Source organism: Streptomyces sp. NPDC029956 (genome assembly GCF_055574655.1).
The window spans coordinates 1-15,671 of record NZ_JBVHZJ010000059.1 but is presented as its reverse complement, the minus strand read 5'-3'; the positions used below and the strand labels follow the sequence as shown (position 1 = coordinate 15,671).

Sequence of the window (15,671 nt, the reverse complement as noted above, 5' to 3'; positions counted from 1 at the left end):
CCCGACCGCACGACTATGGCACCCATGCCATAGTCGTGTCAATGGTAGGGGTGCCATATGCCCGAACGGTGCGGACGCCCCCGCACGAGGGAGTGATCACCGCCCCGGCCCCGTGACGGCAGCCCCCGCGCCGGGTTGGCCAGGCATGCGAATGAAGATCGTGAGCGTGCTCCTGACCGCCGCGGCGGCAGTGGTCGCCATCCCGGCCGGACCGGCGATGTCGGTGGCGGCGGACAAGCCGTGTGCGGCGTCCGAGCGCTGGGAGGGAGACCGCAAGTGCTACACCGCCACCGCGCGGAACGTGGCCCTGGTGGACCTGCACATCCAGAAGCAGCGGGGCCGCGACCACGCGCGGGCAGAGGGCTGGGTCGAGGAGGGCGGCGCCGTCTGGATGGAGGTCAGGAAGGACGGCGGAGCCGCGAAGCGGGTGCACCTCAAGCGGGTACCGAAGGGCAGCACGTTCAACCCCCACGGCGCGTCACGGCAGAAGGCGACCGGGTGGCAGTACGACGGTCCGGGCTACCTCGTCCGCGGGTGCGCCGCGAACGCCGGCGACCGGCTCAAGGCCTGCACCGGCTGGCACTGACACCCGTCGTAGCGGCCTCATACGCAGGCTCGGCTACAGAGAGTGCACTGGTATTTACGGCCTAGGTCATGCGACAGTGAAGGCCCGTCAATAGCACATTGAACGCTTTCGACGGGGACACGGCAGGACCCCCGCACCTGGAGGGTGCGAGGGCCCTGACGACCGGCGAGGAACCCGTGCCCTAGGAAGTTTCAGGTTCCAGCGCCTTACATCACGCGGTCGGTCCGTCGGCCACCTGGTGTTTCAGCACCAGGGGCCGACGGGCGGCTGCTGAACCAGGGTCCAGAGCTTCCAGCACCAGAACGCGGTCTGCGCCACCGCTCCGATGACCTTGACGGTCATCAGCGCGGCCTTGGCCCGCTTCTTCGGCTGATCCGACTGCATGCGGCGATGACGACCCACGGTCGCCCCCCTTCATCTTCACGGAACCCCTGCCAGGGGGCTCCGCTCTCGGACACGGCCTCTCCGGCCGTACGCGTATCGGTCGGATGCGCGCCCGAGTTGGGGGACGGAAGCCCCGGAGGACTTCCGTCGAAACCATCGTAAGGGCAGCCAACGCCCCTCCGCAGACCGCCCGTTCCTGTCCCCTGGTTGCAAAGGCGCAGGTCAGGGCAGGGATGAACTGCAACCGCAGGACAGGAACGCTACTCCTCTGTCTCATCGGAAACCTGCGCAAAGTGGACACCTGGCGCGCTGACCTGCGGTGGGGCATCGGCGCCCCCGAGACGTCCGTGACAGGCCATCACTCGACCCACCACACAACTAAGACGTCGTCAACCTTGCCCACGGGATAAGCGTGTGACGTTCTGCACATTCACCGGTCATCCCTTTGGGCGAGAACGGTCGTTCGTGTGTCGGACTGTCGCTCAGTGCGCCAGGCGCGCCGGGCCGACACGATGACGAGGCGAGCGCCCCGCTCGTCCGCATGGCCGAGCATCCCGAGCCGCCTCACCCTCACGCGCCGATCCTGGCCCTGTGCCTCGCCTTCGCCCAGGCCGTGCCGCGCTGTTCTGCATAGTTCCCTGTCAGTACCGCATGCCACCCTGGGCGGGCCCGGCGGCGCCCATCCTTGAAGCCGATGCCGCCGGGCACCCAGAGACGACAGAGGGAGTGCACGGTGAAGAGCTACCGCCTGGAGTGGACCAAGGAAGGCCGGGACGAGCGGCAGGTCTCCGCCGTCATGTACGGCGAATCCGCCGCCGAGGACTACAAGGCCCGCAAGGAGGCCGAGCCGGGCGTCAGCGACGTCCGGATGGTCCCGGAGAAGCTCGGCAAGTAGTCCGTCGGCCGGGGAGTGTCAGACCAGGCTCGTACGGTCGTGAGCACGAGGGCCGGAACCCCTTCCCGGCCCGCCGGACGTACGGGAGCGGTCATGGGTGAGATCACCGTCAGCGCACAGCACATCGACCACCTGGTCCACGACCCGGAGAGCGCATACGGCGCCCCCTACATGCAGGCCTACGCCGCCCTCGCGGTCTCGCACCGCGGCCGGCCGGCCGCCGAGATCGTCCCCCTGCTCCGTAGGGGCATGACCCAGATACGCCAGAAACCCGCCACGGGATGATCTTGGAGTCCGGGTTGCTCGCTATGGGGTGCCTTCCGCGAGGGCGTTGACGCGGTTCGCGTACTCGCGGCGGGCCTTGCGCTGGGCCGGGATCACCGGAAGGCCCGCGGTGCCGTCGAGGGGGTGGCAGCGGGTGAGGAGCCTGCGGTGCACAGAGGGGATGGCGCTTACGCGCAGGGTGTAGCCCTGGCCGCGCCGTACGGTCACGCCTTGGTCGAGCGCGGCGCGCTCGGCGGGCTCCAAGCCGGCCGAGCGGAGGAAGTCGGCGACCTTGCCCGGCATGTCGAGGACGATCGGCACTTCTGGAGCCGGGGCGTCTTGGCCGACGACGGTGTGCTCAGGCAGGAGGTCAGCGACAGAGGTACGGATGGCTCCGCGACTGACGTGGTGGTCGCGGGCGAGGCTGGCGATGGACTTGCCGCCCAGGTACGCGGCGCGTACGGCGGCGGCCTTCGCTGCCGTGACGACCGGGCGGCGCCCGCCTTTGTTGCCTTTGGCCTCGGCGGCCCGTAGCCCGTCGTAGGTCAGCTCCCGTTGGAGGTCTCGCTGGAGTTCGCCGGCGGCGGCGAGGGTCTGCACCATGAACTTCACGGTGGACAGCAGTTCTCCTGTGCGCGGGTGGCGGGCGGTGAGGTCCATCGCGGAGAACGCGCCGTCGTGGATGCGCAGGGCGAGGCGGCCGGTGTGCAGGGCGTCGAGCACGTCGAGGATGTGCTGGGTGCCGCGCACGAGGCGGAACATCTCGGAGATGTGCACGGTGTCGCCCGGCCGCGCGTACTTCAGGAGCTCGCCGAACTTCGGGCGTTGGAGGGGGTGGAGGCGGCTGGAGGTGCCGGCCGCTTCCTCGAATTCCACTGGATCCTCGATCCCGGCCTCGGAGAGGACAAGGTTTTGGCGGTTGGTCGACTGCTGGTCGGTGGAGACCCGCTTGTAGACGAGGTTGACCATTGCGTCCCTTTTATCTCTGGGCCCACGGTGCAAAGCAGCAGCGGATCGCCACCGGCCCCTGTTGCTGCACGCCCCGGGGAGTCAGTCAGGTGAGCGCCGGGGTCGATCTCCAGGGGTCGTCCCACTGCGGCTCGGGGCTCTCGGGGTGGAGTAGTCCGCGAAGGGAGCGTCGAAGTCCCGAGTCGCCGTCGTGGTCGACCGCACGCATCCACGGCAGCGGTGTCATCAGCCGGGCCGTCTCGTCGGTCGCGCACGCGTCCAGTACCGCGCGCAGGGCGTCCGGGACGAGGGCATCCGTCAGGCACAGCCACCCCAGCGCGGCGCTCACCCGGACCGCGGGCGGCGCCGCGGGGTCGGACCACAATGCCTGGGCCCATGCCTCGCAGGCAGGGTCGGCATGCGCGTAGGCCAGTTGCGCGATCGCGAGTACCAGACCAGCGCTCACGGTGGGGTCAGCCTCGACACGCAGGCGCGTGTGCAACGCGCCGCGGATGTCATCGATGCGCCCGGACGCGACCACCCCCGCATAGGCGGCTGCGGCGCGCACCTCTGGGTCGAGGTCGTCGAGCAGAGCTATGACGAGGTCGGCGTCCGCAGCGATTGCGTCCCGCGCCGCCTCGATCCCCCAGGTCCCGAAGTAACCGCTCGGTTCGTAGCGCCCCTCACCGTCGGTGACGCGCAGCAGTTCTCCGCGGGTGCACCGGCCGGGCCCCGGCGTCCACTGCACGATCCCCGCCGTCAGCTCCAGCGCGTAGGCGCGGCAATGGCCGCGGGGGTCGGCCGCGACGCGGAGAAGGAACGGCACCGCCAGCGCCGCCACCGACCAGGCGCTGTTCGCCAGTTCCCCATTCACTCCGCGCACCGCGTGGTACACCACGTCGGCGTCATCGGAGCGCAGACACGCCACGTCGTCCCGGGTCTCCGGGCCGCGGGGAAAGCGGCCCCACGGGACGTCGTCGAACGCGAACGCGTCCTTGGTCTCTCGGGAGATCGACGCCACCACGGCACGAACATCAAGCGGACCGCCCGCGTGCTCCTCGGGGTCCCCGTCCACGAACGCTTGCGCGACCGCCTGGTAAACCGGATCTTTCTCCCACCACGCCATCCATGACCCCCTCGACACCATAACGAGACGCGCTCACCAAGGCGGCCGCACACGAGTACTGCGGACCAGCCGGCAGCCTATCGATCAGCAGCCGACCGCAATCGCGCCCATGCCGAGGCGGCGATCCGATGCTGTTCGTCAAACCCTGTCGTCAACCGTCATCGGATCTCATTGGATCGGGAAGGCGTTGACGTCCAGAAATGTCCGGGTTAATTGGAGACCCCGGCGCCTTGTCGTCAAACGATCGTCTGACGACACCTCTCTCAGCTGAAGGCGATGGCTGCGCCGGTCGAGACCGAGAGCTTCGCAGCGCGGAGGAGCTGAAGACACACGTAGGACTCGACGCGGTAGCGTTGCCATCCTTCGGAGGCCGGATCCTCGGCATCGACGGCGTCGGAGACCTCTTCCGAGTCCGGATCGAGGTCTTCCGGAAGACCGAGGGCTTCAGCGAGCCGGCGGGTTTCCGCGAGCAGTCGCACCGAAGAGCCCAGGTAGCCGCCCGGTGCCTTCTTGTCGACGATGACGTGGGCGAAGTCCACGGGGACGTAGTAGCCCTCGCAGTCCGAATGATGGACCAGGTGGTCGAACGGTCCAGGAGGATCACTCGGGAGAGCCTCGTACACCTTGCTCAGGAGCGGGTCGTCAGTCGCCCGCTGGGTCCTGTCCAACGGCTCGGGCAGGCGCCCGTCCGCGGCAAGGTGGACGGCGAGACGGCGAACGGTGTGCAAGCCCGAATAGCCCCACGCCTCGAACTCCGCGCCCTCTTCCTCATCCAGGTCGGGCTCAGTCCACTGCCGCGCTCCCGCACGCTCCAGCAACTCGCCGATCGAGACGAAGTCAGCGCGGACCATCTCGGTGTAGTCGTCGTCCTCGGCATCGACGAGGGCACCGACGACTATGTTCAATCCCATGACCCGATCTTGCCATCGGCGATCGGATGACCACACCTTGCCCTGCTGTCGGGGTCACGCCGCCTGGCCGTAGCCGGCGGCCTCCGGCTGACCGTCGCCGCGCAGCTCACTGAAGTCGACGTCCAGGTGCGGGTCGTACGCCTCGGGCTGGATGCCGAGTTCGTGGGTGGAGTACTGGCCGAAGCGTCGGATGTGCTCGGTGAGGTACGGCGAGATGTGAGCCAGGTCCTCGGGGTCGATGACGTAGCCCTCCTCCTGGAGCCGGCGGACGATCTCGGCGATGTCCAGGGCGTTGTGGAAGATCACCGCGTTCGTGAGCAGGGCGTTGAACTTCGCGGTCTTCTCCTGTTCGACCGGGTCGTTGTCGGTGATGACGCCGCCTTGGCCGAAGCCGATCCACTGGGAGAAGCCGTTGAACGCCTCGACCTTGTTCGTCGCGGCGGTCACCCGCCGGCGCAGTGGGGCGTCGGAGAGGTAGCGCAGCAGCTGGACGGTGCGGATGACGCGGCCGACCTCGCGGAAGGCCGTGTACGTGGCGTTCTTGCGCGAGCCCGCTCGCAGACGCCGCAGCAGCAGGGTGGAGGAGATGGCGCCCTCGCGCACGGAGACGGCCACCCGCATCAGGTGCCGGAACTGGGACTCGATCAGGTCGAAGTCGATCACGTTGCGGCCCGGCTCCCCGAACAGGGCGTCGATGTGTACGTACTGCGTCTGCTTGGTGGGACGGTAGAAGGTCAGGTCCTTCCAGTTCCTGATCCTGGGCATCAGGTCGAAGCCCAGCAGGTGCGCCAGGGCGAAGACAGGGAAGCTCTGGCCCTGCGTGTCCGCGTGGACGGTGGTCGGTTTCACCTCGGAGGTGTTCTTGAGCAGGCCCTCGATGATGTAGACCGCTTCCCACACCCCGCACGGGATGAAGTGCGTGAACAGCGCGATGTAGGTGTCGGAGATGTGGTGGTAGGCGATGCCGCCCGGCTTGCCATAGCGAACGGACGTCTCGGACAGCAGGTTGTTGAGGTAGGTGTCCATGTGCGTGCCGTCCGCGGCGACCGTGGAGCCGTCGCCCCATGCCTGGGAGATGTCCAGGCGGGCGTGCGCGTTGACCAGGTCGGCGATGGCCTCGTTGAGGGTCGGGATGGAAAAGTGCCGGTTCGCGGCCAGCGACAGCTCGTGCCCGCTCACGCCGGGGATGTGCCGGGCGGCTTCGTAGGGGCCCATGTTGGTGCCCTTGACGAAGGTGGTGATGACGTACCGGCCGAAGGGGTCCTTCAGCTTCGGTTCGTTGCCCGAGGCGGGCCCGAAGCGGCGCCACCACTCCACCCAGTACGCGGTGCGGGAGATGATCCCGAGCAGTGAGCGCTCCGGCATCCGCGCCTTGATCTCCTGCTCCAGGGCCTTCGCCGAGGCTCGCTGGCCCTCGGAGCGGTGGGCTTTGAGGGAAGGAGTGCCGGTCTCGGGGTCGATGACCAAGCCCTCGTTGTCCGGGTACCCAGCATCGGCCGCCGCGGCCGCCGCGGTGAGCTTGTCCTCCAGCTGGCGGCGGAAGGAGACCGCGTCGTACGTCACGGCTTCGCCGGGCTCCGCGAGGCCGACCTCCACCAGGTAGTTGCCCAGCTTCGCCTCTACGCCCTCCCAGGGGAGCAGCTGCTCGCTCCAGTCGGCGTACTCCTCGGAGCCGGCCACCGCGACGTCGCCGGTCCGCAGTTCCTCGGCGAGCGCGACGAAGACCATCGCCTCGAAGTGCTTGCGCACGAAGGCACCGGGCCGGTTCTTGTCGCGCACGGCCTTCTGCCAGTTCAGCGTGGCGAACGAGATGTCGACCAGTCGGCCGTCCTCGTGCCGTTCGGGGATGTAGTCGCGCAGGTGCTTGTGGCGGCGGGCGTGCGCGAGCGCGTCCAGGACGCGGCTGTCCTCGGAAGTTGCCCGCAGTTCCAGACGGCTGACCAGGTCGTACATCGTGGAGCGGTCCTTGAGCAGGTGCCCGTACAGCAGCACCTCCCAGTAGTTGCCGTGATGAGCTGCGACCTTCTCGATGCTCTCGTACTGCCCCTCGAAACCGCCGAAGCCGTCCACTGCCGCCGCGGGCACTCCCAGGGCGCCGGCCTGCACTCGCAGGGCCTTCGCCATCGTGTGCAGAGCGGGCGCGAGCTGTTCGCCGAGCCGCACGGCGACGACATCGGCCCCCGCGTCCTGGTCGAGACCGGCGACCGCTGTCAGGATCTCGGCGGTCAACGCGGCCGCTTTGTCCCGCGCGGCCTGCACCGGGCTGTCGGCGTCGATCTGCTGGAGCACCGTGCGGTAGTTCCCGATCAGCGCCTCGACAAGGGCCTGCTGCTGTTCCCTGATCTCCTCCAGCTCCGCCTTCGCCCGCTTGACCTGCAACGCGACGCGTTTGCAGAACATCGTCGTCAGGTCGTCCCGGGCCCGCATCTGTGCCTTGTGGACCAGGCAGACCAGTAGCGCGAGCTGCTTCACCAGGCCGTAGTCCCGCAGCCCCGGCGCGTCTGCGGCGTCCGCCTCACCGGCGAAGCCCGTGATCTTTCCCGAGGCCACGCCGGCCAGCCACACCCCGGTCTCACCCAGCTCGTCCACCCACGCCAGGTGCTCGGCCTGGTCGCGGAAGTGCGACCACGTCGGAGCCTTCGCCGACTGCTTCAGCCTGTTGTACTTCGTGGTGCCGGAAGTGTCCTTGTCCGACAGCAGAGCCAGCAGCCGTTCGCGGTGGACCTCGCTGAGCCGGTCGTAGATGCCCATGCAGATCGCGGCGTTCACCTCGGTTCGGACCTTCGCCGCGAGCGCGTCCAGCGTGGTGAAGCCGGGCAGCTCAAGACCGGCCTCGACGACCTTCTCCAGCGCGATGTTGATCAGGTCTGCCGGACGGTTCTTCGACACCGCCTCGCTCCGCATCACCGCCTCGGCGATCTTCCGGGCGCGCGCCTGGTCGTAGACCAGGCCCGTCCGCTGTCGCACCGCGGTCCGCTGCCGCTCCGCCGTACGGTTCACCGCTCCCGGCACGGTGCTCTCCGGCAGGTCCACCGCGCGGCGGACGAAGTCGACGACCGCGTCAGGGATCTCGTCCAGCTTCGGGAAACAGCCCATGCGCTGGTACGACTTCAGCGCCAGTAACTGGGCCAGCAAGTGCTCGTCGCAGTCGGTACGGGCGGCAGCCCACTCGACCTCGTCACGGCTCGGCGCGAAGAACAGATGCAGCTCATGCGCGGTGATCAGCCGCTTGAACCGCGGATACGCGGTCCTCTCGATCGAGGTCACAACCCACCCCGCCCCAGACGAAACCCAACATCACCACCAACGACGCTGAGCCGAACGAGTGACGGGGGCGGATGCGCTCCACGCTTCAAGATCATCCCGTGGCGGGTTTCTGGCGTATCTGGGTCATGCCCCCCGTACGGCCGCCGACGCCGCCCTCCTCGGCTTCACCAGCGCCGACCTCGCCGAGCAGGCACACGCGATCAGCACCGGCGCCCGCTACGAACTCCGCGTCCACGTCACCGGCCCCTGACACCGCAATCCCGGTGCGATGCGGTGCATTGGCCACGTAGCCTGCCGGAGGTTCCTCGTCGTCTAGTTGGCCAAGGACACCAGTCGCCGGTCCGCCGGAGCTGGAAACCCGGGTTCGAATCCCGGCGAGACCATCCCACTCTTCCTCCGTCACCGGTCATGCGATCACGGCACGAGTCTGCCTAGCCTGAGGACACAGCCCAGGGGGGCCGTCCTTCGAGGAGTGCGACTCGATGCCCCGACCCATGTGGAACGGCGCCATATCGTTCGGTCTCGTCTCCGTGCCGATCACCCTGGAACCGGCGACCGAGTCGCATGACGTGCACTTCCGGCAGATCCACCTGGAGGACGGCGGCCGGGTGCGGTACCAGAAGCGGTGCGAGGTCGACGGCCAGGTCCTGACCGAGGACGAGATCAGCAAGGCGTACGAGGTCACCAAGGACCAGCTCATCCCGATCACCGAGGACGATCTGTCCGGGATGCCACTGCCCACCGCGCGCGCCGTCGAGGTCGTCGCCTTCATCGACGCCGGCAGCGTCGACCCGGTCGCTTTCGGCGCCGGCGACTACTACGCCAGGGCTAAGGGCGCCGTCGCGGCGAAGCCCTACACGCTCCTGCGCGAGGCACTCAGCCGCACCGACAAGGTCGCGGTGGTGAAGTACGCCCTGCGCGGCCGAGAGCGCCTCGGACTGCTGCGCCCGGTCGGCGAGGCCCTGAGTATCCAGGGACTGCACTGGGACGACGAGATCCGCTCCCCGGCCGAACTCGCCCCGCCGGAGACCGACGTCAGCGAGTCGGAGATCAAGGGCGCGCTGACGCTGATGGAGACGATGACGGTGGCCTCGCTCGCGGACCTGGACGTCACCGACCGCTACACCGAGGCGCTCCACGAGGTCATCGACGCAAAGGCCGAGCACCGGACACCGAAGCCCGCGGAAGGCGAGGAGAGGGCCGCCGCGCCGGTCGTCGACCTCATGGCCGCCCTGGAGAAGTCCGTAGCGGACGCCCGGGAGCGCCGCGGCGAGACCGGCGGGGGTGAGGCGACCGTGCACGAGATGCCCGCGAAGCCGAAGAAGAAGACGCCCGCGAAGAAGGCCACGGCCAAGAAGACCGCGGCGAAGAAGACGGCCCGCCGGAAGACCGCCTGACCCGTTCGGGTCGTGTCCTGGAGGCCTCAGCGCGGGTTGGGCCCTGCATGGAGACTGATGAACAGGCCGTCACCGGCGGCTACCCGGCGAGCCCTCGCCTGCCCCTGCTGACGGCGGCGGAGGCCCGGGACGCGGTCGGCTACCTGCTGCTGCTGGAATCACTCGACCTCACACCCCGCGGACAGGCCGCCGGCCAGCTCGCTGCGGACCTGGCCCGGCGGCTCCCCGCCGACTGAGCGCGGCACCGGCACGTTACTCGAGGATGCCGAGTTCGGAGTCCGGCCGGCAGATCTCGCAGGCCCGTATCCCGTCGGCGGTCAGCGCCCGGCGGGCCTCCTCGCGGCTGAGCGGTCTGCGATGCGGCGCGGCCAGACGGCAGTCGCCGATGTGGACGCTGTCCGCGACCGGCCGCCCGCCCTCACGCAGGAACGACAGCACCCAGCCGGGACCCTCCGGGCGCTGCCGCACGGGGCGCAGGGCGGCCTCCCGGGTCTCGACCTCGGCTATCCGCTCCCGGACACGAGCCAGGGACAGCACGAGCCAGTGCTCCAGGGTCCGAAGCCGTGGAAGGTCTGGAGGCAGCTCGGACATCACGCACCCGTGCGCTTCTTAGCCTGGAGCTCAGCCACCTCTCGCTGATGCTGCTGACACAAGGGGTTGCCACCGAAACCGTACCGGTGGCATGCGGCGTGGCAGCGCGCACATTTCCCGAGGAGCTGGGGAGGGCACATCTGCGGCGGGAGGTTCACCGGCCGGGCAGGGGTGGTCATGGCGCGCATCCTCGGGGTCGGGCGGACAGGTGCCGATGCGGCCGAGGGTAGGACTCGCGTCCGGCCTGGCCGTACCCGGCACGACTACACCCAGATTCGAACAGGTGCTCTAATCAGTGTACGGGGTGCCCCGCACCCTCCGACGGCCGCGAGCGCCCCACCGAACAGTGGGCAGTTCCGGCGGCGTGACCCCATCGAGCGAGGTGACCGGCCACCCCGCCCCGCGTTGACCCGATCATGAACAAGATCATGACCGCGCTCGCTGCCGCGCTCCTCGCCGCCGCTCTCGCCCCCGCCGCGACCGCCGCCGCCCCGGCCCAGGACACCCGGCTCCAGCTCACCGCCGAGCGGACCGTAGACCGGGGCCCGGACACCGTGGCATTCGTCTGGCTGGACTGCCCCGCCAGCGACCGCCCCGCCCACCCCCACCGCGCCGAGGCCTGCGCCGCGCTCGACGCCGCCGGCGGCGACCTCGACCGCCTGCGCGGCGAGCCCGACCGCATCTGCACCGCCGAGCACGCCCCGGTCACCCTCTCCGCCCAGGGCACCTACCGCGGCCGCACCGTCGAATGGACCCGCACCTACGCCAACAACTGCGAAGCCGCCGGCAAGACCGGCGCCGTTTTCCACTTCTGACGGGCATTCCGCCCCGAACACGGGCAGGACACTCCTACCCTGATCTGCGAGGCGGGACCGAGCCGACTGGTCCTCAGCTCCCCGACCGCCTCGCACAGCGCCCCTGCCACCCCCCCCAGGCAGGGGCGCTGCCACGTCCACTACGGACCCTCCAGTCACTCGTCACGGTGGACCCGTGCCGTGTCACCACCCCCCGCCGCCTCACCTGCGGAAGCGTGACGACCATGAAGCGCCGCACCACTCTTCTCCTCCTGGCCGCCGCCCTGACCACCGGCTGCGTAGCGGTCCCCTTTACCCCCGCTCCCGCACCACCTGCCGCGCGGCCCGCACCGCTCGCCCCCGCAGATGACAGGCCTCCGGCCCTGCTTCCGTCCGAGCCCAGGCCGACCGAGGCCCCTGCACGGGAAGAGCTTGCCGGCGCCGGGGTCACACCGCCCACGCCCGGCCGCGCCGCCGCGAAACCTCCGGCCAAGGCATCGCCGCCCGCCCCATTCCCGGCTGGGCGGCCTGCCGCACGCCCCCACCCGCCTCACCGCCACTCCGCCGCCGCGAAGCCCGCGCCCAAGAAGACCTCGAAGGCGAAGACGTCGGCGAAACAGCCCAAGCAGACGCGGAAGCAACCCACGGCCCCGCGCCGCCAGCAGCCGGCGACCGGGCAGGCCCCCGAGATGCGTCAGCTCTGCCGCCAGGCCCAGGGCATCCAGGCGCCCATGGGCGCCGCCGACCTCTGCCGCAGCGTGTACGGGCGCTGATCAGACCCCCTGCGGCCGAGCCCGCTGCGCGTATGGGGAGCGGTTCAGGCGTCTGGAGCGGCCCTGCGCTGGATGTGCCCGATCTTGACCTGTCCGGTCGTGCCGTCGGCGTACTGGACCGTGCAGAGCTCCCCGGGCGGCGCCCCGCACTTGGGGCACGTGCCCGCAGGCTTGCGCGGCCCAGGCGTCCGCTTCGGAGGCGGGGCCGCGTACTTGTTCTTCGAGGTGGACCGCGGGGGACGTTCGGGCCGGGCCTTCGGGTCACACCGGCGGTGCACCGGTTTGCCCCGGGCAGACCCGCTACCCCAGCTGAACAGAACCCGCTCACCCGTGATCGGCCCCCCGCACATGCCACACACCATCGGGCCTGTGCGCGGGCGGGCGGACGCCGTCTCCTTCGGCTTCTTCGCCGACTGGGTCACCACCGTTCCGTCGGCCCGGGTCACCGTGACATCGGAAGCCGGCGGGACGTCGTAGAGACGCAGGTTGGGCGTGGCGGTGTGGGTCTGTCCCTTCCGTCCGCCCCGACCGATACGTCGAGTGCCGCAGAGCGTAGGGCAGCAGAGGACGAGCCCACGACGTCGAGACCGGAGCCGGACAGCGCAGACGCGCACCTCCCAGCGCACGCCGCACCCTTGCACCACCGCCAGTTGACCCTCGCGGCCTCAGTCAGCCTGGCTGGCTGACAGGCGAGTGTGACGCTCTGCCCTTCGGTACTTTGCCGCTCACTTCTCCGGAGTAGGGCATGCCGGGCTTTGCTAGAGGGGCATACCGTCGGGCCTTGGGGCGGGTCTGGTTCGCCGGTGCTCCGCAGTGAACGCCTTGGTCATGGTTGGCGAGTCCTGGGGCGGCGGACTCGGACGTGAGCTCTGCGCGGGCTTTGATGTTGATCGCGGCGCCGATGTCGGCATGGGTGGCGTGGCCGCAGCGGGTGCAGGTGAACTGATCGCGGGTGCGGCGGCTCTTGGCGTCCACGTGCCCGCAGCGGTTGCACGTCTGCGAGGTGTAGGCCGGGTCGACAACGGTCACCTGGGCCCCGTACAGCAGGGCTTTGTACTCGATCTGGCGACGGATCTCGCCGAAGCCGACATCGAGGATGGCTCGGTTCAGTCCGGCTTTTGCTCTGACGTTTCGGCCGGGACTCTCCGCGGTGCCGCGTGCGGAGGCCGTCATGTTCTTCACCCGCAGGTCTTCCAAGGCCACGTGGGCGTACTGGGTGACCAGCCGTTTGGTCACCAGGTGCTGGCTGGATGCTCGGCGGGCAGCCACCAGAGCGTGCAGTCTGGCGACCTGGTCCCGGGCCTCCTTCCAGCCCTGCGACTGCTCGTGAGACCTCAGCCCGCGCACATGCCGGCGTGCCATGCGCCGCTGCCACTTCCGCAGCTGCCGACGAGTGTTCTCCAGATGCCGGGGATTCTCGAACAGCTGGATCTTGTGGTCGTTGATGACCACCGGATCAGAGGTCGCGGCGAACACCTTCACCCCCAGATCCACCCCCACCGTGCCCGCCTCCCGCTGGCGCCGACTCGGCCGCGGGGCCGGCCCGACCGGGACACGGACGTTGAACGCCGCCACCCAGCGGTGCCCCTCACGGGAGATCGTCACCGACTTCGCCACGCCGCCCCGGGCCAGCAACCGTGCCAGACGCCGCGCAGGACGATGAAGCCGCACCGAGAACGCCGGCTGACCACCGCCACCGCCGATCCGTACATGCCGCAGATCCTGTTCGACCAGTCGCACGGCGAACATCCGAAACGAATCCCGACACCGGCCACGCCGCTTGAACCGCGGATAGCCGACGGGAGCCCCCTTGCGCCGACCCGAGCTCTTCCAGTTATTGAACGCTGCATCCGCGTCCCGGAAGGCCTGCTGACACACGATCGCGTTCACCCCCTTCCACCACGGGAACAGCAACCGCGGCTCCTGGCCCGGCAGCAGAGGACCAGGCAGCGGCTGGTCCCGCTGCGCCAGAAAGATCTTCTGAACAGCGAACTGAGAGGGCACATCGACCTTCGGTGCGTTCCTGGCCGCCTCGGCCGGCGTCTGCCCCTGAGCGATCAGCCGGTCACGTCCGTGGGCCCAGAGCTGTTGCGTACCGTGCTTGAGGCCGAGGGCGTAGTTGAAGCTGCAGCGCGAGGCGTCGGCGTAGCGCTGCAGGATCGCTCTCTGGTCGGCGGTGGGATCCAGCGTCTCCCGGACCACGACAGTGGTGGTGTTCTCGTCCATGCCCGCACCATCACACCCACCACTGACAAATGCGGCAAAAAGGTGAATAGCGAAGCCAATGCGCTGTTCTCTTCGGTTCATCTCGTACCGTGTTGCTCGTTCGCCTCCCCAGGAGGCGAACTCGTCCCCTGGAGGGGGGAGTAGAGCGCCCGTGGACTGCACCAGCCGCAAGGCAAGGGCAGGAAACCCCTAGCCCCGTGAACGCGGCTGGGGAGGGAAGCGGGCAGGAGAAGGCTGGAGACAGCCTGCGACCAGGCAGCTGGTCGCCCAGAGCGGCCGGGTAACCGAGTCGCCCGTCCCTAACACGCCGATGGGTTACGTGCGGAGTACCACCTCTGCTGAGAACTTCAAAGTGGTGCCGAAGCTGCGCCTTCCAGTGAGAATGCCCAGGTTGCCGATGGTCCGGCCCGCGCGTATAGGGGCGGTCCCCGGCAGAACCCCCGGCAACGCTTATCACGGACGTCCGGCCCGCGCGTACAGGGGCGGTCCCGTCTCCGCGCTGCCGAACAAGCGCCACAACGGGTCCGGCCCGCGCGTACAGGGGTGGTCCCTGGAACGGGGTCGTCTGGGCCGGACGCTGCTTGTCCGGCCCGCGCGTACAGGGGCGGTCCCACAGCAGGCAGCGCCCTGGCGTTCCTCACCTGGTCCGGCCCGCGCGTACAGGGGCGGTCCCCGTCGGTGTCGAGGTTGCCCGGGGTGGTCGGGCCCGCGCGTACAGGGGCGGTCCCCTGCGCAGCTGGTCGTCGGTGCTGGACGCCATGTCCGGCCCGCGCGTACAGGGGCGGTCCCCGATGCCGATTTCGAGGGGGAGGCGGCCGGCGGTCCGGCCCGCGCCTACAGGGGCGGGCCCGCCGAGAGCGTGGCAGAGCACGGGCTACGCGCGCGCGGCACGGATCGGTCTGGGCGGGGACCGACTGATCACGACCTGGCCGCTCGAGCGGCTGCTGAAGAGCAGAAGCGGCCGCGAATGAGCCGCCTGTCCCTCCGCCCACCACGGCGCAGCTGCCGGACCCCCCGCTACCTAATGGGGGATCGAAGCCGGCGGATCGCTACCCGCTACCGGGTCCCGCGAGACCTCGACAAAGAGCGCGGCCGCCGGCTTCATTTAGACCGTGTCCTATGTGGTGAGGCGGTGGAGCCGCTTGTAGCAGCACAATGCTGCGGCGAGGCCGAGGAATGCCAGGTAGTTGCGGGGGTGTCGTTCGTAGCGGTGGTTGAGCCGGCGGTAGCCGGTCAGCCAGGACATGGTCCGCTCGATCACCCATCGGCGGCGTCCGAGTCGTTCTGAGGACTCGATTCCCTTGCGGGCGATGCGGACGCCGATGCGTTTGCCGCGGAGCCATTTCCGCAGTTCAGGTATGTCGTAGGCCTTGTCGGCGTGCAGGCGCTGGGGCTTGAAGTTCCGGCCGCGGTAGGGGTCGTGTCTCGTTTGGTGACCGAGCACCATGGGCTTCAGGGCTTGGCTGTCGTGGGTGTTGGCGGCCGAGACGCCGACGATGAGGGGCAGTC

14 protein-coding genes and 1 tRNA gene are annotated in these 15,671 nt (G+C 69.4%); 7 read left to right on the top strand and 8 right to left on the bottom strand.

Annotated elements, in window-relative coordinates; translation table 11 throughout:
• Positions 1–145: 145 nt before the first annotated feature.
• Positions 146–586 (top strand): hypothetical protein, encoded by a 441-nt coding sequence (locus ACZ4XX_RS33030; protein ID WP_468511542.1) that lies wholly within the window; start codon positions 146–148, stop codon positions 584–586.
• Positions 587–829: 243 nt separating this feature from the next.
• On the opposite strand, the gene ACZ4XX_RS33025 is transcribed toward ACZ4XX_RS33030, so the two are convergent.
• On the bottom strand, positions 830–970 hold the full coding sequence (locus ACZ4XX_RS33025) for a hypothetical protein (RefSeq protein WP_468511541.1): 141 nt from the start codon (positions 968–970) through the stop codon (positions 830–832).
• Positions 971–1,703: 733 nt separating this feature from the next.
• Here ACZ4XX_RS33025 and ACZ4XX_RS33020 point away from each other — a divergent pair.
• The gene (locus tag ACZ4XX_RS33020; protein ID WP_468511540.1) at positions 1,704–1,865 is read left to right on the top strand and encodes a hypothetical protein; all 162 of its coding nucleotides are present in this window, start codon (positions 1,704–1,706) and stop codon (positions 1,863–1,865) included.
• A 93-nt stretch (positions 1,866–1,958) separates the two neighbouring features.
• On the top strand, positions 1,959–2,150 hold the full coding sequence (locus ACZ4XX_RS33015) for a hypothetical protein (protein ID WP_468511539.1): 192 nt from the start codon (positions 1,959–1,961) through the stop codon (positions 2,148–2,150).
• Positions 2,151–2,171: 21 nt separating this feature from the next.
• Here the strand turns inward: ACZ4XX_RS33015 and ACZ4XX_RS33010 are convergent, their stop codons facing one another.
• From ACZ4XX_RS33010 to ACZ4XX_RS32995, 4 genes are all read right to left on the bottom strand, one after another.
• On the bottom strand, positions 2,172–3,098 hold the full coding sequence (locus ACZ4XX_RS33010; protein WP_468511538.1) for a recombinase family protein: 927 nt from the start codon (positions 3,096–3,098) through the stop codon (positions 2,172–2,174).
• Positions 3,099–3,183: 85 nt separating this feature from the next.
• A complete protein-coding gene (locus ACZ4XX_RS33005; RefSeq protein WP_468511537.1) occupies positions 3,184–4,203 on the bottom strand; it encodes a hypothetical protein in 1,020 nt (339 codons plus the stop codon).
• 263 nt (positions 4,204–4,466) lie between these two features.
• Entirely contained in the window at positions 4,467–5,114 is a 648-nt protein-coding gene (locus tag ACZ4XX_RS33000; RefSeq protein WP_468511536.1) for a hypothetical protein, read from the bottom strand.
• 54 nt (positions 5,115–5,168) lie between these two features.
• Entirely contained in the window at positions 5,169–8,381 is a 3,213-nt protein-coding gene (locus tag ACZ4XX_RS32995) for a Tn3 family transposase (protein WP_468511535.1), read from the bottom strand.
• A gap of 299 nt (positions 8,382–8,680) precedes the next feature.
• On the opposite strand from ACZ4XX_RS32995, the gene ACZ4XX_RS32990 reads away from it, so the two are divergent.
• From ACZ4XX_RS32990 to ACZ4XX_RS32980, 3 genes are all read left to right on the top strand, one after another.
• Positions 8,681–8,764: transfer RNA gene (locus ACZ4XX_RS32990), tRNA-OTHER, on the top strand.
• Between the two features lie 99 nt (positions 8,765–8,863).
• Complete coding sequence (gene ku / locus ACZ4XX_RS32985; protein ID WP_468511534.1) at positions 8,864–9,778, top strand: non-homologous end joining protein Ku; 915 nt, start codon at positions 8,864–8,866, stop codon at positions 9,776–9,778.
• 47 nt (positions 9,779–9,825) lie between these two features.
• Complete coding sequence (locus ACZ4XX_RS32980) at positions 9,826–10,014, top strand: hypothetical protein (protein WP_073919358.1); 189 nt, start codon at positions 9,826–9,828, stop codon at positions 10,012–10,014.
• 16 nt (positions 10,015–10,030) lie between these two features.
• Here ACZ4XX_RS32980 and ACZ4XX_RS32975 read toward each other — a convergent pair whose 3' ends face one another.
• Positions 10,031–10,369 (bottom strand): DUF6233 domain-containing protein, encoded by a 339-nt coding sequence (locus tag ACZ4XX_RS32975; protein ID WP_468511533.1) that lies wholly within the window; start codon positions 10,367–10,369, stop codon positions 10,031–10,033.
• A 416-nt stretch (positions 10,370–10,785) separates the two neighbouring features.
• Between ACZ4XX_RS32975 and ACZ4XX_RS32970 the strand changes: the two genes are divergently transcribed.
• Entirely contained in the window at positions 10,786–11,184 is a 399-nt protein-coding gene (locus tag ACZ4XX_RS32970; protein WP_073919362.1) for an SSI family serine proteinase inhibitor, read from the top strand.
• A 1,421-nt stretch (positions 11,185–12,605) separates the two neighbouring features.
• On the opposite strand, the gene ACZ4XX_RS32965 is transcribed toward ACZ4XX_RS32970, so the two are convergent.
• Together ACZ4XX_RS32965 and ACZ4XX_RS32960 are read right to left on the bottom strand one after the other, a co-directional pair.
• The gene (locus ACZ4XX_RS32965; protein WP_468511532.1) at positions 12,606–14,162 is read right to left on the bottom strand and encodes an RNA-guided endonuclease InsQ/TnpB family protein; all 1,557 of its coding nucleotides are present in this window, start codon (positions 14,160–14,162) and stop codon (positions 12,606–12,608) included.
• Between the two features lie 1,117 nt (positions 14,163–15,279).
• Positions 15,280–15,671, bottom strand: a 392-nt coding sequence (locus ACZ4XX_RS32960) for a transposase (RefSeq protein WP_468511531.1), incomplete at its 5' end; no start/stop codon positions are given.